General features: G+C 29.5%; 21 protein-coding genes and 1 pseudogene. 1 reads left to right on the forward strand and 21 read right to left on the reverse strand.

All coding sequences use genetic code 11. The features are described 5' to 3' along the window. Positions 1 to 187 precede the first annotated feature (187 nt). From rodA to OIF33_RS05180, 13 genes are all read right to left on the reverse strand, one after another. A complete protein-coding gene (gene rodA, locus OIF33_RS05120; RefSeq protein WP_322503144.1) occupies positions 188 to 1,312 on the reverse strand; it encodes a rod shape-determining protein RodA in 1,125 nt (374 codons plus the stop codon). 148 nt (positions 1,313 to 1,460) lie between these two features. Beyond that, positions 1,461 to 1,733: a cell division topological specificity factor MinE gene (gene minE, locus OIF33_RS05125; RefSeq protein WP_322503145.1), complete on the reverse strand. Its 273-nt coding sequence runs from the start codon at positions 1,731 to 1,733 to the stop codon at positions 1,461 to 1,463. 11 nt (positions 1,734 to 1,744) lie between these two features. Continuing rightward, positions 1,745 to 2,542, reverse strand: a complete 798-nt coding sequence (minD, locus tag OIF33_RS05130) for a septum site-determining protein MinD (protein WP_322503146.1) — start codon at positions 2,540 to 2,542, stop codon at positions 1,745 to 1,747. 27 nt (positions 2,543 to 2,569) lie between these two features. Continuing rightward, a complete protein-coding gene (gene minC / locus OIF33_RS05135; RefSeq protein ID WP_322503147.1) occupies positions 2,570 to 3,205 on the reverse strand; it encodes a septum site-determining protein MinC in 636 nt (211 codons plus the stop codon). A 285-nt stretch (positions 3,206 to 3,490) separates the two neighbouring features. Further along, a complete protein-coding gene (locus OIF33_RS05140) occupies positions 3,491 to 6,487 on the reverse strand; it encodes a penicillin-binding transpeptidase domain-containing protein (protein WP_322503148.1) in 2,997 nt (998 codons plus the stop codon). Positions 6,488 to 6,495: 8 nt separating this feature from the next. Further along, a complete protein-coding gene (gene mreD, locus OIF33_RS05145; protein WP_322503149.1) occupies positions 6,496 to 6,993 on the reverse strand; it encodes a rod shape-determining protein MreD in 498 nt (165 codons plus the stop codon). 15 nt (positions 6,994 to 7,008) lie between these two features. Beyond that, positions 7,009 to 7,860, reverse strand: coding sequence for a rod shape-determining protein MreC (gene mreC, locus OIF33_RS05150; protein WP_322503150.1), 852 nt, complete (start codon positions 7,858 to 7,860; stop codon positions 7,009 to 7,011). Between the two features lie 3 nt (positions 7,861 to 7,863). Beyond that, positions 7,864 to 8,892 carry a rod shape-determining protein gene (locus OIF33_RS05155; RefSeq protein WP_322503151.1) on the reverse strand — a complete coding sequence of 343 codons (1,029 nt, stop codon included), beginning with the start codon at positions 8,890 to 8,892 and terminating at the stop codon, positions 7,864 to 7,866. Positions 8,893 to 8,911: 19 nt separating this feature from the next. Beyond that, entirely contained in the window at positions 8,912 to 9,595 is a 684-nt protein-coding gene (gene radC / locus OIF33_RS05160; protein ID WP_322503152.1) for a RadC family protein, read from the reverse strand. Positions 9,596 to 9,641: 46 nt separating this feature from the next. Then, positions 9,642 to 10,220 (reverse strand): Maf-like protein, encoded by a 579-nt coding sequence (locus tag OIF33_RS05165; protein WP_322503153.1) that lies wholly within the window; start codon positions 10,218 to 10,220, stop codon positions 9,642 to 9,644. A 226-nt stretch (positions 10,221 to 10,446) separates the two neighbouring features. Beyond that, positions 10,447 to 11,241, reverse strand: a complete 795-nt coding sequence (locus OIF33_RS05170; RefSeq protein WP_322503154.1) for an SPOR domain-containing protein — start codon at positions 11,239 to 11,241, stop codon at positions 10,447 to 10,449. Positions 11,242 to 11,442: 201 nt separating this feature from the next. Then, entirely contained in the window at positions 11,443 to 12,261 is an 819-nt protein-coding gene (locus OIF33_RS05175; RefSeq protein ID WP_322503155.1) for a PHP domain-containing protein, read from the reverse strand. Positions 12,262 to 12,368: 107 nt separating this feature from the next. Continuing rightward, the gene (locus OIF33_RS05180) at positions 12,369 to 13,820 is read right to left on the reverse strand and encodes an aminoacyl-histidine dipeptidase (protein WP_322503156.1); all 1,452 of its coding nucleotides are present in this window, start codon (positions 13,818 to 13,820) and stop codon (positions 12,369 to 12,371) included. 124 nt (positions 13,821 to 13,944) lie between these two features. Here OIF33_RS05180 and pyk point away from each other — a divergent pair, with 124 nt between their 5' ends. Further along, complete coding sequence (gene pyk / locus OIF33_RS05185; RefSeq protein ID WP_322503157.1) at positions 13,945 to 15,369, forward strand: pyruvate kinase; 1,425 nt, start codon at positions 13,945 to 13,947, stop codon at positions 15,367 to 15,369. A gap of 89 nt (positions 15,370 to 15,458) precedes the next feature. Here pyk and rpsA read toward each other — a convergent pair whose 3' ends face one another. From rpsA to ptsG, 8 genes and pseudogenes are all read right to left on the reverse strand, one after another. Further along, on the reverse strand, positions 15,459 to 16,595 hold the full coding sequence (gene rpsA / locus OIF33_RS05190) for a 30S ribosomal protein S1 (RefSeq protein ID WP_322503158.1): 1,137 nt from the start codon (positions 16,593 to 16,595) through the stop codon (positions 15,459 to 15,461). 145 nt (positions 16,596 to 16,740) lie between these two features. Further along, positions 16,741 to 16,944, reverse strand: coding sequence for a heavy metal-associated domain-containing protein (locus OIF33_RS05195; RefSeq protein WP_322503159.1), 204 nt, complete (start codon positions 16,942 to 16,944; stop codon positions 16,741 to 16,743). A 106-nt stretch (positions 16,945 to 17,050) separates the two neighbouring features. Next, positions 17,051 to 17,815 (reverse strand): peroxide stress protein YaaA, encoded by a 765-nt coding sequence (gene yaaA / locus OIF33_RS05200; RefSeq protein ID WP_322503257.1) that lies wholly within the window; start codon positions 17,813 to 17,815, stop codon positions 17,051 to 17,053. Between the two features lie 187 nt (positions 17,816 to 18,002). Next, positions 18,003 to 18,410: a CBS domain-containing protein gene (locus OIF33_RS05205; RefSeq protein ID WP_322503160.1), complete on the reverse strand. Its 408-nt coding sequence runs from the start codon at positions 18,408 to 18,410 to the stop codon at positions 18,003 to 18,005. 84 nt (positions 18,411 to 18,494) lie between these two features. Beyond that, a complete protein-coding gene (locus tag OIF33_RS05210) occupies positions 18,495 to 19,397 on the reverse strand; it encodes a 3'-5' exonuclease (protein WP_322503161.1) in 903 nt (300 codons plus the stop codon). A 236-nt stretch (positions 19,398 to 19,633) separates the two neighbouring features. Then, the gene (locus OIF33_RS05215) at positions 19,634 to 21,379 is read right to left on the reverse strand and encodes a DUF262 domain-containing HNH endonuclease family protein (RefSeq protein WP_322503162.1); all 1,746 of its coding nucleotides are present in this window, start codon (positions 21,377 to 21,379) and stop codon (positions 19,634 to 19,636) included. Between the two features lie 194 nt (positions 21,380 to 21,573). Then, positions 21,574 to 23,361 carry a MutS family DNA mismatch repair protein gene (locus OIF33_RS05220; protein ID WP_322503163.1) on the reverse strand — a complete coding sequence of 596 codons (1,788 nt, stop codon included), beginning with the start codon at positions 23,359 to 23,361 and terminating at the stop codon, positions 21,574 to 21,576. A 116-nt stretch (positions 23,362 to 23,477) separates the two neighbouring features. After that, positions 23,478 to 25,510 (reverse strand): annotated as a pseudogene (gene ptsG / locus OIF33_RS05225) (glucose-specific PTS transporter subunit IIBC). Positions 25,511 to 25,595 lie beyond the last annotated feature (85 nt).

Here is a 25,595-nt window from a genome sequence, read left to right on the forward strand (position 1 = left end):
TGTATTTTATAGAACTATTTAATATAAACTGAAAAATGATTTAAAGAATATTTTCATTAATTTTAATTAGGGCTCTATTTTAAACATCCACCTAAAACAGAGCCTTTAATTAAAATATTCAAAAGAACAGACAAAAAAATAAAAGCATAGAAATTTAAAATAAATTCCATGCTTTTATTGATTTTATTTAGAATTTTAACTTTTTCCTTCTCATTGATATATTTAAAACTAACCCAACAGTCATTACAGTTGTCAATAGAGAACTGCCTCCGTAACTTACTAATGGCAAGGTTATTCCTGTTATAGGCATTATACCAATTGTCATACCAATATTTTGTAATATAGCAAATATGAAATAGGAGGCGAATCCTACACATATTATAGAACCAAATATATCCTTGGCGGTCTTCGCTGTCATTATTATTCTATATATCATTATGGCATACAATGTTAAAAGGAATATACCTCCTAAAGTACCCCAGTGCTCTCCTATTACAGCGAATATAAAGTCTGTTTGTCTTTCTGGAACGAATTCTGAAGAATATCCGCCACTTTCACTATTTAAGTCTAATCCTGTTCCAAAAAAACCACCTGATCCAATACCTATTTTAGATTGAGTTAATTGAAGATTTATACCTAACTCATCCCCATCAGGATTTAAAAAACCAACAAGTCTGTTTTTTTGGTAATCCTTTATAAGACCTGAGTTCCAAACTAAGGCTATTGCAACTACTATTGATAAAAGACCAGCACCGATTACTTTCATATCTAATCCAGCAGCAAAGAATATACCAAGTGCTATGAAAAATGAAACCATAGTCATACCCATATCAGGTTGTACAACTATAAATATCATTGGTATTATTGCATACATTGCAACTTTAAGAAAATTCCTCAAGTCATTTATTCTCAAATCAATTTCTTCCATCTTTTTGGCCAGCATAAGTATCATAGCTATTTTGGCTATTTCCGAGGGTTGAATACTTACTGGTCCTAATACAATCCATCCTCTAGCACCATTTATTACACTACCTGCAAATCTAGTTATTATAAGTAATACTATGGAACCCCAATAAAATATTTCAACGTAATTGTAGATTATGTTATAATCCCACAAAAGTAATATGTACAAAACACACATTGATATTATAAACCATATGAACTGTTTCTTAGCAAAAAATACTCCCCATTGAGATCTTGTTCCTAAATATATGTTTAATATTCCAAAGAGTATTATTACTATCATAGATACTAAAAGCTTATAATCAATTTCTCTTCTTAGTTTACTATCTAGTTTTAGTCTACTAAGCATTATAGTACCTCCACAAACTTTATTTATTTAACATGACTATTTATATAATACTTTATTTTTACCTATTTTGAATTACAAAATTCTGAACTTTTTAAAAGATTAATAAAAAGCTATCTCAATAAACTTGAAATAGCTTATATTTTTTACCTTATCTAGCTTTTCCTTTTATATTCTTTATAGGAATATTGGCTACTAAAGATGGAGATTCCCCTTCTATTGCATTTGACTTTGTAACAGTTATGTCAACATCTTCATTTTCAATCTCAACGTACTTAGAAAGAACATCTAATATCTCTAATCTTATTTTATCTAAAACTTCATCAGATAATTCTCCCCTATCATGGATTAGAATAACTTTCAATCTATCTTTAGCAACTTGTTTTGGTGTAGGTTTGCTAGAAAAAACATTTAAAAAACTCATTTTTTTCTCACCTACCCTCTTCTAAATAATTTTAATATTGAACTAAATATACCTTGATGTTCTGTATTTAAATCCATTATTGGAACATCTTCTCCTGTTATTCTTCTTCCTATGTTTCTAAATGCTTGTCCAGCACTAGCTTTTTCATCTAAAACTATTGGTTCACCCTTATTAGTAGAAACTGTTATATTTCTATCATCTGGTACAACTCCTAAAAGTTTTACTGAAAGAGTTTCTATAATATCTGATATGTCTAACATATCACCTTTTTTAGTCATTTCATAATTTAATCTATTTACTATAACCTCATGGTTTTCTAATCCCTTAGCATCAAGCTTTCCAATAACTCTATCTGCATCTCTTACAGAAGTTATTTCTGGATTAACGACTACGATAGCTCTATCTGCTCCAACTATAGCATTTTCAAATCCTTGTTCTATACCTGCTGGGCAGTCTAAAATTACATAATCAAACTCTTCTTTTAATTCATTCACTAATCTTAACATTTGCTCAGGGCTTATATCATTTTTGTCCTTAGTTTGAGCTGTTGGTAATAAGAATAAATTATTAAATCTTTTATCTCTTATTAATGCTTGTTTAGTTCTACATCTATTTTCAATTACATCAACTATTGTATAAACAATTCTATTTTCTAATCCCATTAGCACATCTAAGTTTCTTAAACCTGTATCTCCATCAACAACAACTACTTTCTTTCCTTGTGCTGCTAATGCTGTCCCAATGTTGGCTGTAGTAGTTGTTTTTCCAACTCCACCTTTTCCTGATGTTATTACTATCGATACTCCCATTACTTTCCCTCCATTAAATATGTAATCTTAATAAGAATATTTATCCGGTAAATACGGCTCTACAATTATATTATTTTCATTTAATCTAGCAACCTCTGGATATCCAGTTCTTTCAAAATCATCTGGTGATATTGTTATTTTGCCTGATATAGAAATAAGCTCTGGTTCTAAAGAATATGCAGCAATAATAGCATTTTCATTTCCATTATCCCCTGCAAAAACTTTTCCCTTTAAATCGCCTAAGACAATTACATTTCCATGTGCTCTAACTTCGCCACCATTATTAACATCACCAATTATTATTAAGTTGCCTGCATAATTTAAACATTGACCACTTCTAACAGTTTTTCTTATAAACTTCGTTCTTCCTTCATAAACCCCTGAAAAAACATTGCTTTGCTTTTCTAATCGTTCTTCAAATATACAATCCTTTATAAGAATTTCATCAAAAAGTACATCTTTTAACTTTGATATCTGTCTCTCATTTATATAATTTAAATCAGTAGTTATGGTTAAAGTAGCACCTTTATAGAATTTCTTCCCTCTACTTAACTTTTCAACTAAAGAATCAAGCATTTCATCGAAATCCCCAAATTTATCCATATTGATTATGGCATTTATTCCTTGTTTGTTTCCTTTTATAAAAATTCTATCATCGCGCATAGTAGATTACTATCCTCCAAGTATCCAACCCCTTTTATTCTTAAGGTAAACTATATACATTAATTTAATTCTCACTTTATATTATATAAATTATTTTTAATTTATAAAAGGACTTTATGAAATAATGTAGTAAAATTTTGAAAAAAACAACCATATTTTCAAAACTTAATGCCAGTATCTTTAATTATTAGCCTTATCTATAAAAAAATTAATATAAAAAGGCCTACAGAAATTATTTCTGTAGGCTTCAAATTAATTAATTATAATTTAACTTTTTATATTTCATTATTGAGCATTATTTTGTTGTTTATTCTCAGAATTATTATTTTGCGTATTTTCAACAGGCTTTCCTGTTGAATCTAATTCTGCATTTTCAACCTTACTATTTATATTTCCATCCTTTATACTCTCTAAAGGTGGATTTAATGAATAATCATATGGAACACCATCTATAGTACGTGGTTGATATCCCATCCCCTTTAATTGTTCTCTATAGTAAGTTTCATAAATAGCTCTGGCTACTGATGCTCCAAAATATCCATGACCACCATCATAAATTACTGTTGCTACAGCTATCTTAGGATTATCTAAAGGAGCAAAAGAAATATAAACTCCGTAGTCTGTTCTTCCATAATCTGATTGGTCATTTCTAAAGGTTGCTGTACCAGTTTTACCAGCAGTAGATATCGGAAAACTTCCCATTATCTGAGACGCTGTACCAGTCTGTTCAACTCTTTTCATACCTTCTTTAATAGCATCTAACGTTGATTGTGACATATCAACTTTATTTAAAACTTCTGGTTTAAACTCTTCTACTATATTACCTTGAGCATCTGTTATTTTATCAACTAAATGAGTTTTATACCTTGTTCCCCCATTTGCTAGGGTTGCAACATAGCTTGCAAGTTGTACTGGAGTAAAGTTACTTATACTCTGTCCTATAGCAGAGTCAGTAAGGTTTCTTGGTGAAACTATTTGGTAAGCAATATCTCCAATAACCCAAGCAACTGTTTTTTGAACAGTTAAGTTTATTGCTTTATCAACTTTTTCATCTTCATCCTTAGCTTTTATTCCACCAAAGTTCTTAACGCTCTCTTGATATTCTGGATAAACACTATAAAGATTTTTAAAGTCCTTTGTTAATGTTTCTGTTAATACTTTATCATCAACAGTATTTCCATCACCTATTTTATTAAGTGTATCTTCTATATCCTTCTTTATAGATTCTTTAGCTGTTGCTAATTCCTTAGAATCTCTATCATTAACACCAATATTCACCGTTGGGAACTCAGGAGAAGATGTATTTACAAATGTTCCCTTTTCAAGAGAATCAACTAAAGTAAATCTCATAAGTGATATTGTTTGTTTTTTATAGGATTCAAAGTTATAAACTTGCCCAAAGTTTTCAGATATTTCAAGTCCTGTTGAAGCCTTTTGATCTGAATTAGGATCAATTCCTAATCCAAATTGCCATGCATATTTCGCAATAGAATCTAAGGCCTCTATACTACTCTTCTTATATCTTCCATCACCATATGGATCTCCTCCATTTTTATAATAAAGCCTTACAGCACCATCAAAATAATAGGAGTTTGATGATTTCATTAAAGCAGTATATAAATCAACTGTCCCAATATAGTTCTTATCTCTTGGCCAGTTAGCAGAGTTAGTACCAAAAATCTCAGGATAACTTCTTCCAAATTGTTCTTCACTTACAACCATAGTATCAGTTGGTTTTCTTACTCCATCTTCCAGCATTGCAACACTTGTTACTGGTTTAAATGTGGATCCTGGAGCTACCATACCTAAAGTAGCATAGTTATAGAATCTCTTTGGATACAAGTCATATACGTCTTCCCTTACTCCTGTTTTAGGATTCTTAGGAAATAGATCATCAACAGTTTTATTCAAGCCATTTCTAGATATTAATTGTTGTGCAAATGCCTCATAATCTGGTTGGAAATACTCCTTAGCAACTGCTGGATCAAGTTCTCCCTTAGCAAACTCATTTGGATTAAATCCTGGTTCACTTACTAAAGCTAAAACTCTTCCTGTATCTACTTCTATAGCTACAGCTGCTCCTCTAGTTGCATTTCTAGTATCTACACCACCGCCTGGAGATTGATGTTGAAGATAATTTAAAGTATACTTCATCATAGTCTCTGCTGAGTATTGGATATCTTTATCTATACTTAAATGAACATTATTTCCTGGGTAAGATTCTAAGTCATACAGTTCATCAGTTTTTCTACCAGATGAGTTTACTTTAACTGTAGTACCACCCTTAACCCCTTTTAATTCATTTTCAAAGGCTGCTTCTATACCAGCCTTTCCTATTAAATCAGTAGAAGCATCATACCCTCTAGCTTCATATTTTGCCTTTTGATCTCCATTTATTGAAGAAACATACCCTAAAACATCAGACCCCAATTCATTATATGGATAGTATCTCATAGGTTCAATGCTTACATCTATACCTGGTAAATCATTAAGTCTTTGATAGAATATAAATGCTGTATCCTTATTTATATCCTTAGCTATTGTAACTGGTTTATATCCAGAGAAACTTTGCATTTTTATAGCATCTTTAACAACCATATATCCTCTTATATCTTGTAGAGAATATTTCTTTAAAATAATATCAGTTATTTCTTCTGGTTTCATTTTTGTATACGCTTTTGCTTCTTCTTCACTTGGATTTAATACATCATATAATGTGTACTCCTTAACTAAATAGTCAAAAGCTTGTTCTGGAGTAATCTTTAGAAGTTCTTGGTCTATTTTATCTTCTTCTTCTGCTGTTAAATCTCCCTCTTTATTTTTGTAAAGAGTATTTTTAACCTCATCACCAAGCCCTCTATCTTTTAAAAATCTTAATTTTTCTGCATCTCCTGAAACATCAAAATAAAGTTTTCCATTTTCATCAATTCTAAGCTTGAAGTTATCAAGTATAGCTTGATTATTCTGCTTTAAAATAGCATAAACTTTATCTATTGTAGTGTAGAAATTCTTCTTTGACTCATCTGTTTCAGTAAAAGTTAATGTATATGTCTGTCTATTGGTAGCTAAAATGTCCCCGTTTGAATCATAAATTTTACCTCTTGGAGCCTGCTCTGATAGAAATCTCATAGATCTAGTATCAGCTCTCTGCTTGTATTCATCATAATTGAATACTTGAAGATAAACTAACCTTACTACTATAGACACAAATACTATTATCATTATTCCTATGAGAATTTTATATCTATCTATGGACGCTCTTCCACTCTTCGTACTTCTCATGCAACCACCTATTTTTTACTTATTTTCCAATCTCTCTTCATAAGCTCTCTATTGCATAACCTATAAATCCAATTATACATAAAGAATCCTATAACTACGTTGTAAAGTGCCATAATCCAAAAGCTTAATAAGTTTATTCTTATATTTATAAATCTTAATATAAGAGCTACCGCAAAAAACTTTATTATGGTAAGTAGACCTACTGACAATATTGGAATCATCTTCTTATGTTTAAATACACTTTCACCAATATAAGCTGCTATTAAACATACTAACATATTTACCAACATATTTACTCCAAAGACATTTACAAAATAAATATCTTGAAGAAAACCAGATAATACTCCTATAAACAATGCTTCCCAATAACCACTCAGAAGAGCATATAGAACAGCAAAGGTGAACAATAAACTAGGATAAACACCTTTTATTGCAAAAAAGGGCATTAGGGTATTATCTATTATAAATAATAAAAGACATATTAATATTAGTATTAATCTCTTCAATTTATTCCCTCTTTTCTAGTACTGAACTATACCATCTCTTTCTGCTGGTGGTACAACTACAAATAATTCTTGTAAATTATTAAAATCAACATATGTTTTTAGTGTCGCAGTTTTCATAACTTTAACATCGTCTGATTGTACTGATGTTACCTGGCCTATTTTTATTCCCTTTGGATAATATCCTCCAAGACCTGATGTAACAACTACATCTCCTTCTTTTATTGTGGAATTCATAGGTAAGTTAGTTATTTCAACTTGCATTTCATTTCCGCTTCTATATCCTTTAACTATTCCATCGCCAGAGTTAGATTCCCCTTCTACTGTAGATGCAACAGCCACATTTTCATTTAATAATGTTTGTATTTTTGACCAGCTTGAGTGAACTTCCGTAACAACTCCAACTAGCCCTTCTGGAGATATTACTATGTAGTCTTTCTTAATACCTTGATCTGAACCTTTATCAATTGTATATCCTTGAACAAAACTATCTCCACTTTTTCCTATTATGTTTGTCCCAACATATTTATATTGGTTATTTTCTTTAGAAAAATCAACTATTCCTCTTAAAACATCATTTTGACGCTTTAACTCGTTATATTCAACTAATTGATTCTCTAATTCTAAATTTTTCTTTTTTAAATCATTATTTTCATTCTTAACATTAGAAAAGTTATAAAAGAAATCAAAGACATCATGAACTTTATCGCTTATAGTGTAAACCACTTTCTGCACAGGGTTTAAAACAGTACCAACTCCACCTGAAATTGGGTTTTTAGAATCACTCTTAACAGTAAACACAATTATTCCTAAAAAGGCAACTGACAGTACTATAACAGTTACTGCCAGTTTATTCTTGAAGAATTTCATATTCTATCCTCTTTGTTGTTTAACTATTAAATCAAACTTATCTAAAGCTTTTCCTGTACCTAAGGCAACACAGTCAAGAGGTGATTCTGCTATATGAACAGGCATTCCTGTTTCTTTTAATATAAGTGCGTCTAGTCCTTTTAAGAAAGCTCCGCCTCCAGCAAGCATTATTCCTTTATCCATGATATCAGCTGCTAATTCTGGTGGTGTTTTTTCTAAAGTAGTCTTGATTGATTCTATTATTGATGAAACTGGCTCTTTTAAAGCGTTTCTTATTTGACCTGCATCAACAACAACAACTTTAGGAAGTCCTGATATTAAATCTCTTCCTTTTATATCCATTGTTGCTTCTTCTTCATTTTCATCAACTTTATAAGCTGATCCTATTTCCATTTTTATTTGCTCAGCTGTTCTTTCACCAATCATTAAGTTAAATTCTCTCTTAATGTAGTTTATGATTGATTGATCTAATTCATCTCCAGCAACTCTTAATGATTTGCTAGTAACTATTCCACCTAATGATATAATAGCAACCTCAGTAGTACCTCCACCGATATCAACTATCATGCTTCCTGTAGGCTCATCAACTGGAAGTCCTGCTCCTATTGCAGCCGCCATTGGCTCTTCCATTAATATTACGTCTCTTGCTCCTGCTTGTTTAGTAGCTTCTTCGATTGCTCTTCTTTCAACCTCAGTTACACCTGAAGGGAAGCATACTATTATTCTTGGGCTTGTGAATGCACTCTTATTAGTTATCTTTTCGATAAATCTTTTAAGCATTGTTTGAGTAACGTCGAAATCTGCGATAACTCCGTCTTTTAATGGTCTTATAGCAACTATATTTCCAGGTGTTCTACCTATCATTTGCTTAGCTTCAGTACCAACAGCTAATGATTTTTTTGTTAAGTTGTTTATAGCAACAACTGAAGGTTCTCTTAAAACGATCCCCTTTCCTTTAACGAACACTAGAGTATTTGCAGTTCCTAAATCTATACCCATGTCTTTTGTCATTCCAAAATTAAATAAACCCATTTTTAATCCCCTTTCCTAATCACAATATGTCTTTTTCTTTAAGACTTATGAATCTGTTATCTCCTATTATTAAATGATCTAAAAGCTCAATACCCATCATTTTCCCACACTCTTTGAGTCTTGTTGTTATGTTTATATCATCTTTACTCGGTGTTGGGTCGCCTGAAGGATGATTATGACATATAATTATAGATGCTGCACTGTCCTTCACAGCTTCTTTAAATATCTCTCTTGGATGTACTAAAGATGAATTTAATCCACCTCTAAATATCTCTTTTTTAGATATTACTTTGTTCTTAGTATCAAGAGTTATTAGCATCAACACTTCCTGCTGTAGCATTCTTAATTCATCTAAAACCAATTCAGCTATATCTGAAGGCTTTGAAATTTTAATTTGTGTAAATTCAGAAGCTTTAAATCTCCTATATAACTCACACATAGCTAAGATTTGAGTTGCCTTAGCTTCTTTGACACCTTTGACTTCCATAAGCTCCTTAGCAGAAGCTTTAAAAAGCCCTTTTAATCCACCAACACTATGTATTATTCTATAAGACAATTCAACTACATTTGAATCCTTATTTCCAGTTCTAAGTATTATAGCTAAAAGCTCCTCATTAGATAAAAATTGTGCTCCATAAAAAAGCAATTTTTCTCTTGGTCTTTCACATGACGGAATTTCACTAATTTTTAAGTTTTTAGACATATTACAACTCCTTGTTTAGAAATTAACATGCCCATTGAAAGTAATTCTAAAGTATTGTTATGTCGTATTTTTCTAATGCTTTATATAATTTATTCAAGGGCAATCCCATGACATTGTAATAACATCCCTTTATCCCCTCTACAAAAGCACCACCTAAGCCTTGAATTCCATAAGCTCCTGCTTTATCCATAGGCTCACCAGAATTTATGTAATTTCTTATTTGTCTATGAGTTAATTCTGAAAATCTTACTTCCGTACAGTCGTAATCAGTCATTACAGTATCATCTTCAGTATTTATTAAGCAAATACCTGAATATACTTTATGAGTATTACCACTTAATGAAGATAACATACTATAGGCATCCTCTTCACTCCTAGGCTTTTCCAAAACTTTTCCATCTTGGAAAACAACTGTATCCGCAGCAATAACTATAGATGGCTCCGTTACTCTTTCTGAAACCTCTATAGCTTTATTTTTAGACAAATCTTTAACATACTTTTCAACATCCCCATTAAAGTCTATAGTATTTTCATCAAACTTTGATTCAATAACATTAAATTCTTTAACTAATTTTTCAAGAATCTCAACTCTTCTTGGAGATTTTGATGCTAAAATAACTTTCATATTTTCACCTTACCTTGTCATATAAAAAGCTTTTAAATAATCTCATTTTTTCCTAAAATAAGGCCTTGTATTCTTATCCTATATAGTTTATCATTTATTATTTTTATAAACAAGTATAAATATACATGTAGCGCAAATTATAAAGAAAAAAATGAAAGAGAATTAAGCTCTTTCATTTTTATTATAATTTAAAAATATATTGCTATAAATTAAAAATAAATTACAATTATTTGTTTACTTTAAATTTATTTAAAGTATCAAAGATTATTTGATAGCTTCCTTCTATATTTTCTTTAGTTATTTCGTCAGGAATTTCATTAATTCCTGTCTTTAGCTCTTTAAATATTGGAAAATATTCAGATTTACTATCTTCTTCTAAACCATTAACCCATTCTTTAAATTCAGTTGTTTTAACTCCCTTAACAGAATCCTCTTTTAATTTATTTATTATATTTACATATCCATTAACTATTTCTATAATTTCATTACTACATGTATCAGCCTTTGGAATTAAAAATCTTCCCTTAGTATTACTTACTCCTTTTTCTGTTAATTCATTAGAAAGTTTAGTAGCCTCTTCCTCATTTCCAATATGAACTATTACCCTATAGTTTTCTGCTTCACTTAAAGAAACCGCTATATAATCCTCTTTCAAATCTGCTTTTACACTATTAGCATTTTCTTTATTTGAATAGAATCCACATTGAACCATTACATATTCTTGCCCTTCCGTACCCTCAGAAACAACTTTGTTATCCTTTGGCTTTTCTTCTCCACCTGGATTTCCATTATTTTCTCCCGGTTTTTTTTCTCCTTCAGTAGTAGTTGTTTCTATTTGCTCCTTACTTGCTGTCTTTTTGCCCTCTGGCCATATAAATTTAGACATTATAGTTGATATTACAAGAGCTACAACAATAACTCCAACAAAAAGCAGTATGAAGTTTTTTCCATCATTATTATTATTGTTGTTATTCCCACTACTCCTTTTTTTATTTTTTACATCAATTCTAGTGTATTTCACCCTTCCCCCAACCTTTCTTTGATTTTAACTTTACTTAATATATTTATTTTACAAATTTTGTAAAATTCCTTCTTTTAAATGCCATTTTCCTAAATTTAACATTTTAATAACAAATAAAAGCTTTATTAAAACCTACTCTAATAAATCTAATGCAATTAGATTTTCTTAAAGCTTAAGTTCTAATAAAGCTAATATAAAAATTTATTTATCAAGTAAATCTCTTCTTGTATAAAATTCTGGAGTTCCTAAACTTCTTTTAGAAATTAATCCTCCATGATAATCAGATCCACCTGTTATTATTAAATTATTTTTTTTACAATAATCCACTAAATATTTTATTGTCTCTTCATCGTGGTGAGGATGGTAACACTCTATTGCTTGAACTCCCCATTCCTTAAATAATTCTAACATCTCATCTAATTCAAATTGTGATTTCCCATATTTAGGATGAGCCAAAACAACAATTCCTCCAGATTCTTTAATTGTTTTTATAACCTCTTTTGGATGAGGAAAATCTGGATATTTTAAAGCTCTTTCTCCCACAAATACTTTATTGAAAAACTCATCTATGTTTTTACATATTCCTCTATCAATTAAGAAATTAAGGGTTTTCCATCCTCCCTTTGAAGGATCATGTTCATAAGCTAAATAATCCTCAAAATTTATATCATATCCTGCATCAATTAATTGTTTTATGGAGTCATCATCCTTCTTTTGAAGTAACCTATCATTATTTTCTATTAAATCCATTAATTCTTTATTATTCTTATCAAAATTATAAGCTAATATATGAAATTGCTCTCCATTTATTATACTTGAAATCTCTACCCCAGGTATGAATTTAACATCCATTTCCTTAGTCATTTCCTGCATTTCATCTAGACTTCCTATGGAATCATGATCTGTTACAGAAAATAATTTTATATCTTTTTCAACTATTTCTTTCAATAATTCTTTTGACATAAGTGTTCCATCAGAAGCTCTAGTATGCATATGTAAATCTGCTCTTACTAAATCCATGTCTATTTCCTCCTAAAGTCTATTATGTTTATTTTTATTATTTACTAACTAATTCAATAAAATAATAGGTTAAGCATATTAAATACTTAACCTAAAATTATTTGTTATTATTTTATAGCTTTTAATATTTCAACTAGGAAATCCCAAACATTTTTTACTGAAGATATGCTAACATGCTCATTTGGAGTATGTACATCATACATATTAGGACCAAATGAAATCATATCTAATCCATCTATTTTTTCTCCTAATAATCCACACTCTAATCCAGCATGAATAGCTACTATTTCAGGCTCTTCCCCTGTCATATTCTTATAAACTTCACTACAAAGTTCTCTTATTTTTGAATCAGGATTATATTGCCAAGCTGGATATGGTGCTTGTATTTCAAATTGTGCTCCTAAAACATCTGCAACATCAGCTATCTCTGTAAGAAGCTTAGTTTTTAAAGTTTCAACTGAGCTTCTTGTTGAACTAGCAAAAACTATTTTATCAGCTTCTGTAATAACTACACCTAAGTTTGTTGAACTTTGAACTAATCCTTTCATTTCTATGCTATAAGTATCAACTCCATCAGGAATTAAGTTCATTATTTTTATTGCTTTAAATGTAGTATCTTTAGAAAATACTTTATGATTTTCATCTTTTTTAACTAAAGTTACATTAACACCATTATCATTAGCATGGTATTCATCTTTTAATATTGAATCCCACTTTTGAATTAATTCTTCTAATTTCTTAACGTCATCTTTCTTAACAGCTAATAAAGTATCACATTCTCTTGGAATAGCATTTACTTTAGATCCACCATTAATTGATATTAATCTAATATCACAGTTAGTATTAATATCATTTAATACTCTTCCCATTAACTTATTAGAATTTCCTCTTTGCTTATCTATTTCCATTCCAGAGTGACCACCTTTTAGTCCTCTTAACATAATTTCATAAATTTCAAAGTCTTTTTCCATTTCTTCAAAGTTTATTGGTAAAGTAACTTCACTTCTAGCTCCACCTGCACAGCTTACTAAAAGTTTTCCCTCTTCTTCTGAATCTATGTTTAAAAGATACTTACCTTTTAATAGAGTTCCATCTAAAGCTATTGCTCCACCCATTCCAACTTCTTCATCAGTTGTAACTAAAAGTTCTATAGCTGGATGTGCTATATCATTTGAAGCTAAAACAGCCATTCCATAAGCTACTGCAATACCATTATCAGCTCCTAAAGTAGTTCCAGTTGCATATATATAATCACCATCTATTCTAAGTTCGATAGGATCTTTTTCAAAATCATGTATAGTATCTTTATTTTTTTCACATACCATATCCATATGACCTTGTATTATTACACCTGGTGCATTTTCATAACCTGGAGTTGCAGGCTTTCTTATTATTATATTTAATGCCTCGTCTTGTATTGTTTCAAGGCCTAAACTCTTTCCGAAGTTAACTAAAAAATCACTAATTCCTTTTTCATTTCCTGATCCTCTAGGAATTTGTGATATCTCTTCAAAATATTTTAAAACGCTTTGTGGCTCTAAACCTTTTAATATATTCATTTTTACTCATCCTTTCCTATTTTATTGTGGTAAAATATAATTAATTTAATAATTTATTCTATTATATCAAACTTTTAAAACAATCACTAAACTATTTTAGTTTAAACAAAATGAGGTGGTTTTTATGCAAAAAACAAAAATGATATTTACAATTGGTCCTGCAAGTGATTCAGAAGAAATTCTAAGACAATTTATTAGAATTGGTATGAATGCTGCGAGATTAAATTTTTCTCACGGTGACCATGAAAGTCATAAAGAAAAAATTGAACTTATTAAGAGACTTAGAAAAGAGGAAAAATCAGCTACAGCTATTTTACTAGATATAAAAGGTCCTAAAATAAGAACTCATAAGTTTAAAAATGGTGAAGCTGAACTTAAAGACGGTGATGAATTCATATTCTCTTGTGGAGATGAAATATTAGGTGATAACACTAAATGTTCAATCTCTTACACAGAACTATATGAAGACATACAACCTGGTGGATCAATACTTGTTGATGATGGACTTTTAGAATTCAAAGTAAAACAAGTCCGTGGAACTGATATAATATGTGAAGTTATTGAAGGCGGTACAATAAAAGACCATAAAGGTGTTAATGTACCTAATGTGAAAATTAAGCTTCCTGCTGTAACAGAAAAGGATAAATCTGATTTAATTTTTGGTTGTGAAATGGGAGTTGACTTTGTTGCTGCTTCTTTCATAAGAAAACCAGAGGATGTACTTGAAGTTAGAGAAATATTAGATTCTCATGATGGAAAAGACATAAAAATAATATCAAAAATAGAAAATCAAGAAGGCGTAGATAACATAGATAAAATTATAGAAGTTACTGATGGTGTAATGGTAGCTAGAGGAGATATGGGTGTTGAAATTCCTATTGAAAATGTACCTGTAATACAAAAAAATATTATAAAGAAATGTAATCAAGCAGGTAAAGTAGTTATAACAGCAACTCAAATGTTAGACTCTATGATAAGAAACCCAAGACCAACTAGAGCCGAAGCTTCCGATGTGTGTAATGCCATATTTGATGGTACAGATGCCGTAATGCTTAGTGGTGAAAGTGCTTCTGGTAGCTTCCCTATTGAGGCTGCAATGACAATGTCTAAAATAGCTAAAAAAGCTGAGGCTAACTTAGACTATCAATATCTTTTAAGAAGATTAAAGGATCCAAATCCAGATCCAAATGCTTTTGCAGATGCAATAAGTTATTCTGCATCAAAAACAGCTAGTAAATTCCCTACAAAAGCTATTGTAGCAGCCACTCAAACTGGTGCGACAGCTAAGATATTATCAAAATACAAACCTAGCTGCCCAATAGTGGCTATTACTCCATATGAAAGAGTTAGAAGAAGCCTTGCTTTAAACTTCGGAATAATTTCTAAGAAATGTGCTTATTTTAATAGTACAGATGAAATCATAGAGGAAGCTAGAAAAGTAGCAAAAGAATTCCAAATAGCTGAGGCTGGAGATAACATAATGGTAGCCGCTGGATTCCCAACATCAATAACTGGCGGAACAAACATGCTAAAAATAGAAAAAATCTAATAAAACATATGAAAAGAGCTAGTAATTTATACTAGCCCTTTTCATATATAAAGCTTTTAATTAGAACTTCTTTTTATATTTAAAAATATTTATAATTTTAACCCTTTAAATAAGTCTGCTAATGAGTAACCTTCTTCTTCGTCATTATATTGCATATACTCAGTTGAAGTTTCTACAGCATCTTTTATGCTTAAGCTCATTTTCTTATTTTCATCATCTATGTTTAAGATTTTAACCTTAACGTCTTGACCTAATGATAATACATCTGATGGCTTAGCTATATTTTCATCACTGATTTCTGAAATGTGAACTAATCCCTCAATACCAGGTAAAACTTCAACAAAAGCTCCAATCTTTATAAAGTTAGTTACTTTACCAGGAACAACATCTCCAACTTTTAATCCTTCTAGTGTTTCCCATGGATTTTTAACAACATCTTTTAATGAAAGCGCTATTCTTTCTCTTTCCATATTAACTTCAGAAACGAAAACTTGAACTTCATCACCAATAGCAACAACCTCTTCTGGTTTATGTACTCTTGACCATGACATATCACTTAAGTGAACTAACCCTTCTACTCCACCGATATCAACGAAAGCACCAAATTTAGCTAACCTAGTTACTTTTCCAGTTCTCTTTTCTCCTTCTTTAATTGAAGACCAAAGAGCTTTCTTTTCATTATTTCTTATTTCTTCATCTATTACTCTTCTTGAAACAACAACTTTTCTATTTTCCTTGTTGAATTCTATAACTCTAACCTCTAAAGTTTTTCCAACTAAATCTTCTAAGTTTTCTATTCTTCTTCCTGCACATTGAGAAGCTGGCATAAATACTCTAAGACCATTAAAGTCTCCTACTATTCCACCTTTAACGACTTCTTTTAATGTAACTTTTATTGATGCTTCTTTTTCGAAGGCCTCTTTTAAATCATCCCAAACCTTTATGGCATCTGCTCTTTTCTTTGATAAAAGAACATTTCCCTCTCCATCATCACCGCTTAATACCATTACAAATATATCGTCATCTACATTTATTGAATTTATATCAAAATCTTTGTCACTTGAAATTTCATTTCTTGGTATTACACCATCTGCAAAGTGTCCAATATTAACTATTATTTCATCATTTTTTACACTTATAACTTTCCCTTTAACTATTTCACCTTTATGAAAATGCTTTAATTCAAAGCTATCCATTAAATCTGACATTGTAAGATTTTCACTCATTTTTACATCTCCTTTATTTAAGGTTTACCTTATAAAATATTTTACATAACTATATAGGATAAAACAAGTAATACTTATAATTTATTACATTATTAACCAAATAAAAATTACCTAATAATATTCTATTATTAGGTAATTAAATCACTTAATCTTCAATTGAAACTAATTCATAACCAACTTCTTCTAAGGCCTCTCTTAAAGTGTCTTCATCAACTTCAGTATCAACTACAGCTCTACCAACTTCTACTTCTAAAACATCTACCCCATCAACATCTAATAAAGCTGCTTGAACGTGTCTAACACAATTTGAACATGACATTCCATCGATTTCTAAAATAAGTTTGCTCATAAAAAAATCTCTCCTTAAAAATTTAATTTATTTATATAATATACTTGAATTTTATATAATAATTCATAGATATTATTCATAACTTTTTAATATCTATGATTTTTAACTAACCTCTGGTAAATACCCATGTATCTCCTTCTGAAAGCTCATGGTTAAATTCATATCCATCCAAATCAAACTTCTTAATATCCTCTGATTTAGTTATACCATTTTGAGTTATATATCTTACCATTTCTCCTCTTGCTTTCTTAGCATATACAGTAACCACCTTATATTCAAGACCCTTTCTTTCCTTAAATACCGGAGTTATAACTCTAACTTTTTTCTCAATTTTTTTTACTGACTTATAATACTCATTAGAAGCTAAGTTTATAACAACCTTTTCATCGTGATTTTCTAAATCATCTAAAATAGCATCTATTATTTTATCTCCCCAAAAGTCATAAAGATTTTTAAAGCCATCAATTGAAATTTTTGTTCCCATTTCTAATCTATATGCTTTTGTTCCATCTAGTGGTTTTAAAACACCATAAAGACCAGATAATATCCTTAGAGATTCATTGCAAAACTCTAATTCTTCCTTGGTAAAATCATCTGCATTTAACCCTCTATAGGCTTCTCCTTTAAATGATAATACGAAAGGCTTTTCATCACCATAATAAATTGTATTCCAATCTTGAATTTTGGTGAATGTGTGAACTCCTAAATCTTCACTTATTTTCATTAATGGGCATAAGTCATGAACCTCTAACTCTTTTAAGTCATCCATTATAGTTTCAGCCTCATTAATAAATTTTGGCTTACTTGTTTTTAAATCTAACTTTACCTCAGTTAAATCTAAAGTTTTTGCAGGCGATAATAAAGCTAATATAAGTATCACCTCTTTCTTCATTAATTTGATTAAAAATATTATATAATAAAATAATTTTATTTGAAAATATCCTAAACATATTATTATAAAATTATTTAAATATACTTAATAATAATACTTTCAGAAGATTCAATCAATATTTTTTTCTATTAAAAACAAAAAAAATTTAAGGTCAAAAGACCTTAAATTATTTTTTATATATACTATTGTAACAGTGATTTATTATATCACTTCTTTTTATTATCCCTATAAATATGCCATTATCATCAACAACTGGTACAAAGTTTTGAGAAATGGCTAATGATATTAAACTTTCCATATCTTCATTAATGCAAACGCTTTTATGTTTTACTCTTCTTGGTATGTCTCTTACACTAACAGTATTAGTATTCTTAAAATTAAGCTCTGGATTTCTTTTCAATGTCCAAAGCAAATCCCCCTCTGTTAAAGTACCTATATATTTTCCTGTTTTATCTATAAGCGGAATAGCCGTATATCCATGATGCTCCATTCTCTCAATAACTTGTCTCATTGTTGCATCTGTATATTCATAAGCTACCTCACTTTTTGGTGTTAGAAAAAAAGCAATATTCATAATATATCAGTTCCCCTATTTTTTATAGTAATTGTTCTACTTTTATTTTATCATACATATTGTTTTTTAAGTGACAATATGTTGTCATTTAGCTAATTTTTTAAATTTATAATCAAGATCAATATATTCTGTATCGTTTATTAAAGAGTTTGTAGATTCATAAACTAAATTTCCAGACAGAGTCTTTTTCAAAACAACCTCTTGTCTCACATTTTTATTACATTTTGGACATTTTCCTATAGATACAAATCTCCAACTAAATAGTCTAAAAGGATGCTCCATTTCTACTTTCACATTGCATTTTGGACATTTAAACTCTACATCTTCATATTCTAAACTATAATTTTTTAAATCTTTCACTCTAATAGACGGCATATTATATACATCTTCTACTATATACTCTTTTACTTTTTTAACATTATAAAGTCTTTTAAAAACCTCAGCTGTATAAACAGCATCATTTAATGCATCATGTAGCTTACTTTTATCCATTTTTATTTTTAACTCTTCTAAGGCATGCTTTAAACTTAAAGATTTTTTATGAGCTAAAATTTTAGTGCAATATTTTTGTATATCAATATATTTTTTTATCCAACTTATATTGTTATAGGAATGATACTTTGCGTTATTAACTATATGAACAATATCATCAGTTGCCCATGAACAAAGTATATCATCTTCTTCAATAAAATCTTTAAGATTGTCCATAGCATCCTCGAATTTAATTCCATCTTTTAAATTCTCTTCAGTTATTCCTGTTATATCAATTATCTTAGGATTTAAAACTCTAAATACTGATGGCTTAATATATGTTTTAAACTCATCTACTTTCTGCATAAATTTATTTAATTTTATAGCCCCAATTTCTATTATTTCATTATAGGAATCTAATTCCTTTAATTCCTTGTGCTCATTATAAATATTAGGATAAAATTTTGTAATATTTTGCATATTATTAAATTCTAGGTCTATTATTACATACCCCATTCTCTACATCCTCTCACTATCTATATCCATATATAATTATGCCACGAAATTCTAATTTTTTCATTAAAATCAAGTTATTATTATTTTTTAACCAAAATCCTCAACATAAATCCCTTTTTATCTTATCTCATAACTTTTATTTTATTGAGTTATATTATAATTTTCAATAGACAAAATTAAACTTTTATTTAAATAAAAAGCACTGAACTTTTTTCCTGTTCAGTGCTTTAAAAATTTTAGAATTTAGTCCAAAGTTCTAATGCTCTTTCAACTAAATTTTCATGTCTATTTTTTAATGAATCCATATTCCAGTCTTCTAACTCTAAAACTTCCTTAGTTACAGCAAAATCGCTCTTTTTGCTTAAGTATTGTTCAACTTTTTCAGCAAATGGCTTATTATTAGCTCTTGTGTTCTTAGCTCCTGATATTATAACTAAGTTTCCAAATTTATTAGCCCAGTTTCTTCTCTGATCTGCTGTAAAGTTTTCTCTCCAGTAAGCTTCCTTAGCATTTCTAGGAAGAACATGCTCTATCATAATCTTATCACTATAATCTAATACTTCATTTGGTCTCTTTTCCATATCAAGTCTTACGAAAATATATTTAGGTATCATCATTCTACCTTTGCTATAGAAGTCTATATCATTTAAAGCATTTTCAAAGTATGCTGTTGTTCTTCCTAAATCATATAAGAATACTGATTCTTCTTTTATTTCTTCTAAAGAATCTTTTTCTTCTATAACTTCTAAAATTTTATAAACTCTATTTAATCTATCTGCAAATGAGTTTCCATTTACCCAATCAATAACAAGTCTTTTCTCTAGAACTTTAACAAAATCTAAAACTAATTTATCATTATTAAACTTCTCAGCAAATCTAATAATTGCTGCCATCCATTCATCATATGGTAGTAATTCTCTCATTATATTTATTAAATTCTTATAATAGATCTTGTCCTCTTCAGATACTCCTTCAAGATTTCCATCTATTATGTACTTATCATATAATGCCTTTATAGCTGTTAAGTGATTTACAAAGTTAACTCCTAAATATCCAGGCTCATTTCTAAATATCTTCTTGCTAAATTCCTCATATACACTTTCTTCAGCTTTATTTTTAAGCTTCATTGTTCTCATGAATCCTATAATTTGGTCAAGTTTTTCTTTACCTAAATCTTGTTCATGATTTTCCCAAATATCAGTATATTCTTTTCTTATTTCAGGATCTATAACTCTTAAGTTTTCACTCTTTAAAAGATCTGAATCTGTTAAAGGTAATCCTCTTGCATTTATTACATTGAATAATCTAAATGCTGAAGTAAATGATTCAGTTGTTATTACAACAAGTACAACTTTTTGAAGTAAGTAAACTATGAACTCATTTAACTTTTCTTCTAAAAGATCTCCTTCTTCATTGAAGAAATTAGCTCTAAATACTTCTATTGCATTAACCATATTTTGTTTAGCTTCTGAAAGTTCTGCTATGTCTAAATCTTTAACTAAATCAGTTCCACCATCATTTAATATGTACTTTTTGAAGAATTCTTCTTCTTTTCCTCTAGCTTTAACTCTTATGCTTTCTTTAATTCCCATAAGAACATTTGGCTTTTGGTATATTAAATCAGATAATACTTTTTTATATTCTTCATTATCTATTAAATCTCTTATAGTAGCTATTAACATTATGATTGATGTAAGTCTTTGTTGTCCATCTATTACATCATATATACCACATCCATCATCTTTATATTCTTTAGAACATAAAACAATACTACCTAAGAAATATGGCTCGTATTGATCAAACTCTTTACTACCTCTGCTTTTATTTAATTCTACTGATTCCCAGATATCATCAACTAATTGCTTTAAGTTTTCTTTAGTCCAAGAATACGCTCTTTGATAATCTGGAATTTCAAATAAGAACTTATTACTTAATAAATCCTTTATGTAATATTCTTTTGCTTTTACCTTTTCTGTAAACAAAATATACATGCCTCCTAAATTTTTGCTATTTATTTAAAGTGCTCTTTTACTTAATAATCCTACTCATGAAAAAAAGCCATTTAAGGCTTTTTTTCATAAAATACATCATTATTTTATTATAACAAAATTAATTTAATTTGTCTAAAATTAAGTTATATTGCTATTTTTATATACATAAATAGCAATTTTTTCTTTTATTTAATATCTATTCCGGCCATTTTCATTAAGTATCTAGCATTTCTTGTTTGCGAAACACCTTTTCTTAAAATATAATCAAACTTTAGTTTATTATCTTCATAATATTCTCTAAAATTATAATTTTGAATAGTTGAATTTTCCTTTTCCATATCACAAAGTTCAAAATCATGAGTTGATACTAATCCTAAGGTATTTCCTTTTAAAAGCTGATTTATTAAAATCTCTGCACCTTCATGCCTATCTAAAGAATTGGTACCTTTAAATATCTCATCTAATAAGAATAAAATCTTTTCTTTTCTTTTTACACCCTCAACAATAATCTTTATTCTAAGTATCTCAGCATAGAATGATGATATACTTTCCTCAAGATTGTCTCCAGTTCTCATACATGTATATACTTCTAATATTGGTGTCTCAAAGCTTTCTCCTTTTACCGGTAAACCTAAATAAGCTAATATACAGTTAAAACCTACTGTTCTTAAGAATGTGCTCTTACCAGACATATTAGATCCTGTAATTAAAATAACTCGCTTATCTTTAGTTATTTCAAAGCTATTTCCTACACCTTTATCACCTAGCATAGGATGACTAAGATTTTTTCCTTTAAGGGTGTATCCATTGTTTATTTCCGGCATAGCCCATCCATTATTATTATAAGTAAATCCAGCTAGAGAAACTAAAGCTTCAAAGTCACCTAATGCGGTCATCCACCCCTCAAATTCATCCTTATTATTCTTCTTCCAAGTTTCAAGCCTTGATAAAATTTGATAATCCCAAAGTAAATAACAGTTTAGTAGAACATAAAAAGCATTTCCTCTATCATAAAGCCATCCAGTTATTCTTTCTAATTTCTTTAACTCTCCACTTGCACTTTTATCCTTATTACTTAAATTGCTTTTTATCTCATTAAGTCTATTAGATTCAAAGGTTTCTTTTTCCACTAACCCTAAAGCATCTACATATGTTTTTATTCTATACTTTAAATCTTCAAAAATATTTAATCCCTTAACAACATCCTTATTGCCAATCTTTAAAATCACATAACTTACTAAGAGAGAAATCAATAAGATTTGCCAAGTGACAATATTAATGCCTACTAAAATTGTAATTCCAATATTTATTAAAGGCATTAATATTCGTAAAATGTTTATTAAAGGTGATATGCCCTTATGATTATCTTTTAGCCAATCTCCTAAATACTTTTCCTTCTTTCCTTTTTTATCTTTCAGAGATGATATAAATTCATGTCTAAAGTCAACCTTTTTAGAAAGTTCCTTTAAGGCTTCTTGTCTAAGTATAATCTCCTCCTTACTTGGAAGCTCTTCTAATTTTAATAAATCACTTAACTTAGTTCTTCCATAAACAGTGCCAGTTTCATTTATCCACTGGAATAAAGAATTTTTACCAAATATATCCAAGTCATTTATAAATGGATGTTCATTATCTAAATATTCCTCACCAAAATCTTTAAATTCTCTCCATTTCCCTTCTAATCTCAAAACTTCTTTTTTGTTTATATCTATAAGCGCTTCTTTTTTATTTATTTTGTTAACTATCCCCTCATGAACCTTTGCTAAATATAGAAATAATGCTGAATTAAGCAAAAATAATATAATCCCAAATGATATGGAGCTTATACTATATGCATAGTATATAAAAAATAAAATACTCAAAGAAACAAGCAATCTCAATGCACTTATTATATTATAATCTCTTCTTAATCTACTTAAACTAGTTGAATATTCTTTTATTCTTTTCTCATAAACACTTTTTCTATTATCCATATTTATCCTCTCAAACTACTTTTTTAATATTATACCATAGTTAACATATTTTAATACAAGGCAGGTTTTAAACTAATGCAAAAAAGACCCTGTACAAATAGTACAGAGCCTTTTTTTTATCTTTTGTGTATTTCTAAAAGCTTATCTCCAATATTTATTTTTTTTCCGTTTTTAAAGAAAATAAATTCATCTTCTTTTAAATCTGTAAATATTATAGGAGTAGTCTTTAGTATATTATTTTCTTCTAAGCAGTTTAAATCAAAGAGGATAAGTTTTTCTCCACTCTTAACCATATCACCTAATTTAACTAGAGATTTAAATCCTAATCCTTTTAATGAAACTGTATCAATACCAATGTGTATTAAAATCTCTCTTCCTAAATCACTTTCTATTTTAATAGAATGCTTAGTCTTAGAAATCCATGTTACTTTTCCATTAACCGGAGAACAAAGTACTCCTTCTGAAGGTTCTATGGCTAAACCATCTCCCATGAGCTTACAAGAGAATATTTCATCATCAACCTCTTCTAAGTCAATTATCTTTCCACTCATAGGCGATAATATTATATCATCCAAAGTTTTACCTTTTTTTATCTTTTTCTTCTTTGATTTTACTACTTTCCCCCCATACCACTCATAATTTCTTTAATTTGAGTTTTTAGTACGTCTGATTTTCCACCGAATATAGCTTGAATATTTTCTCCAACTTGCATTACACCAGCTGCTCCAAGCTCTTTTAATCTGTCTTTATTAACTTTACTTGAATCATTAACTGTTACTCTCAATCTAGTTATACAAGCATCTAATTTATTTATGTTACCTGCACCACCTAAAGCTATTAAAATTTCAGCCGCTAAATCATCATTTGAAGTTGTATGTTCATTATCTATATCATCAAATATATCGTCATCTTCTCTACCAGGAGTCTTAAGATTAAACTTTCTAATAAAGAATCTAAATAGGAAGTAGTAAACTACTGCGAAGCATAATCCTACAACTATTACTAACCACCATCTAGTTCTGTTTGGTATTACACCAAATAACATGAAGTCAATAAGACCACCTGAGAAAGTCATACCAACTTTAACATTTAATATTTGCATTATCATAAATGAAAGACCTGCTAATACACAGTGTATTGCGAATAACACTGGTGCAACGAATAAGAATGCAAATTCTAAAGGTTCAGTAATACCTGTTAAGAATGAAGTTAATGCTGCTGAGAATAAGATACCAGCTGCGATTTTCTTCTTACCTGGTTTAGCTTCATGGTACATTGCTAAAGCCGCTGCTGGTAATCCAAACATCATGAATGGGAATTTACCAGTCATAAATGTACCTGCTGTAAATGGAACTCCATCTTTTAATTGAGCAAAGAATATTTGTTGGTCTCCCATTACTAGTTGACCAGCATTGTTTGTGTATTCTCCAAATTGATACCAGAATGGGTTATACCAAATATGGTGTAATCCAAATGGAATTAATGCTCTTTCTATAACTCCAAATAAGAAAGCTGCTATTGTTGGGTTAGCATCTATCATACTCTTTGAGAAGTATAATAAAGCATTTTGTATTGGTGGCCATACAAATACCATGATTCCACCTATAATTAATGCTGCTAAAGCTGTTACTATTGGAACGAATCTCTTACCAGCAAAAAATCCTAAATATGAAGGTAATTCTATTTTATAGAATTTCTTAAATAAAGCTGAGGCTACAACCCCGATTATAATACCACCAAAAACACCGGTTTGAAGTGTTGGTATTCCAAGAACGGTTGCATACATACCTGTTTTAACATTTGCAACTACATCAGCAGTTACTCCAGCACCGATTCCCATTGTTACATTAAGTATTAAGAATCCAACGATTGCCGCAAGCCCTGCAACACCGTCTCCTTCAGCTAATCCTACAGCAACACCTACTGCGAAGATTAATGGTAAGTTAGCAAATATAATATCTCCAGCACTAGTCATTATTGTTGCTATTAATTGGAACCATCCTGCATTTAACGCTGGTGCAATGTTTAAGAAATCTGGATTTTGAAACATTGTACCAAATCCAAGTAATAAACCTGCCGCTGGTAATAAAGCAACTGGTAACATTAGGGCTTTACCTATTCTTTGTAAAACTCCAAAAGCTTTCTTCATCTTAATCTCTCCTTTTTTAAATGATTTCTTTCTTTATAATTCCTCAAAATATATAAAAAATAAAGACTCAAATTTATTATTCCTA

Origin of the sequence: Clostridium sp. LIBA-8841 (assembly GCF_034439435.1) — a bacterium.
Classification (GTDB): Bacteria; Bacillota; Clostridia; order Clostridiales; family Clostridiaceae; genus Sarcina.

Coding starts and splice junctions, on each gene's coding strand:
- minE (WP_322503145.1), bottom strand. CDS start 1,733: ATGAGTTTTTTAAATGTTTTTTCTAGCAAACCTACACCAAAACAAGTT.
- OIF33_RS05175 (WP_322503155.1), bottom strand. CDS start 12,261: ATGGATTTAGTAAGAGCAGATTTACATATGCATACTAGAGCTTCTGAT.
- mreC (WP_322503150.1), bottom strand. CDS start 7,860: ATGAAATTCTTCAAGAATAAACTGGCAGTAACTGTTATAGTACTGTCA.
- OIF33_RS05220 (WP_322503163.1), bottom strand. CDS start 23,361: ATGGATAATAGAAAAAGTGTTTATGAGAAAAGAATAAAAGAATATTCA.
- OIF33_RS05165 (WP_322503153.1), bottom strand. CDS start 10,220: ATGAAAGTTATTTTAGCATCAAAATCTCCAAGAAGAGTTGAGATTCTT.
- OIF33_RS05180 (WP_322503156.1), bottom strand. CDS start 13,820: ATGAATATATTAAAAGGTTTAGAGCCACAAAGCGTTTTAAAATATTTT.
- OIF33_RS05155 (WP_322503151.1), bottom strand. CDS start 8,892: ATGGGTTTATTTAATTTTGGAATGACAAAAGACATGGGTATAGATTTA.
- minD (WP_322503146.1), bottom strand. CDS start 2,542: ATGGGAGTATCGATAGTAATAACATCAGGAAAAGGTGGAGTTGGAAAA.
- pyk (WP_322503157.1), top strand. CDS start 13,945: ATGCAAAAAACAAAAATGATATTTACAATTGGTCCTGCAAGTGATTCA.
- minC (WP_322503147.1), bottom strand. CDS start 3,205: ATGCGCGATGATAGAATTTTTATAAAAGGAAACAAACAAGGAATAAAT.
- OIF33_RS05210 (WP_322503161.1), bottom strand. CDS start 19,397: ATGGGGTATGTAATAATAGACCTAGAATTTAATAATATGCAAAATATT.
- OIF33_RS05195 (WP_322503159.1), bottom strand. CDS start 16,944: ATGAGCAAACTTATTTTAGAAATCGATGGAATGTCATGTTCAAATTGT.
- radC (WP_322503152.1), bottom strand. CDS start 9,595: ATGTCTAAAAACTTAAAAATTAGTGAAATTCCGTCATGTGAAAGACCA.
- OIF33_RS05140 (WP_322503148.1), bottom strand. CDS start 6,487: ATGAGAAGTACGAAGAGTGGAAGAGCGTCCATAGATAGATATAAAATT.
- rodA (WP_322503144.1), bottom strand. CDS start 1,312: ATGCTTAGTAGACTAAAACTAGATAGTAAACTAAGAAGAGAAATTGAT.
- OIF33_RS05205 (WP_322503160.1), bottom strand. CDS start 18,410: ATGAATATTGCTTTTTTTCTAACACCAAAAAGTGAGGTAGCTTATGAA.
- rpsA (WP_322503158.1), bottom strand. CDS start 16,595: ATGAGTGAAAATCTTACAATGTCAGATTTAATGGATAGCTTTGAATTA.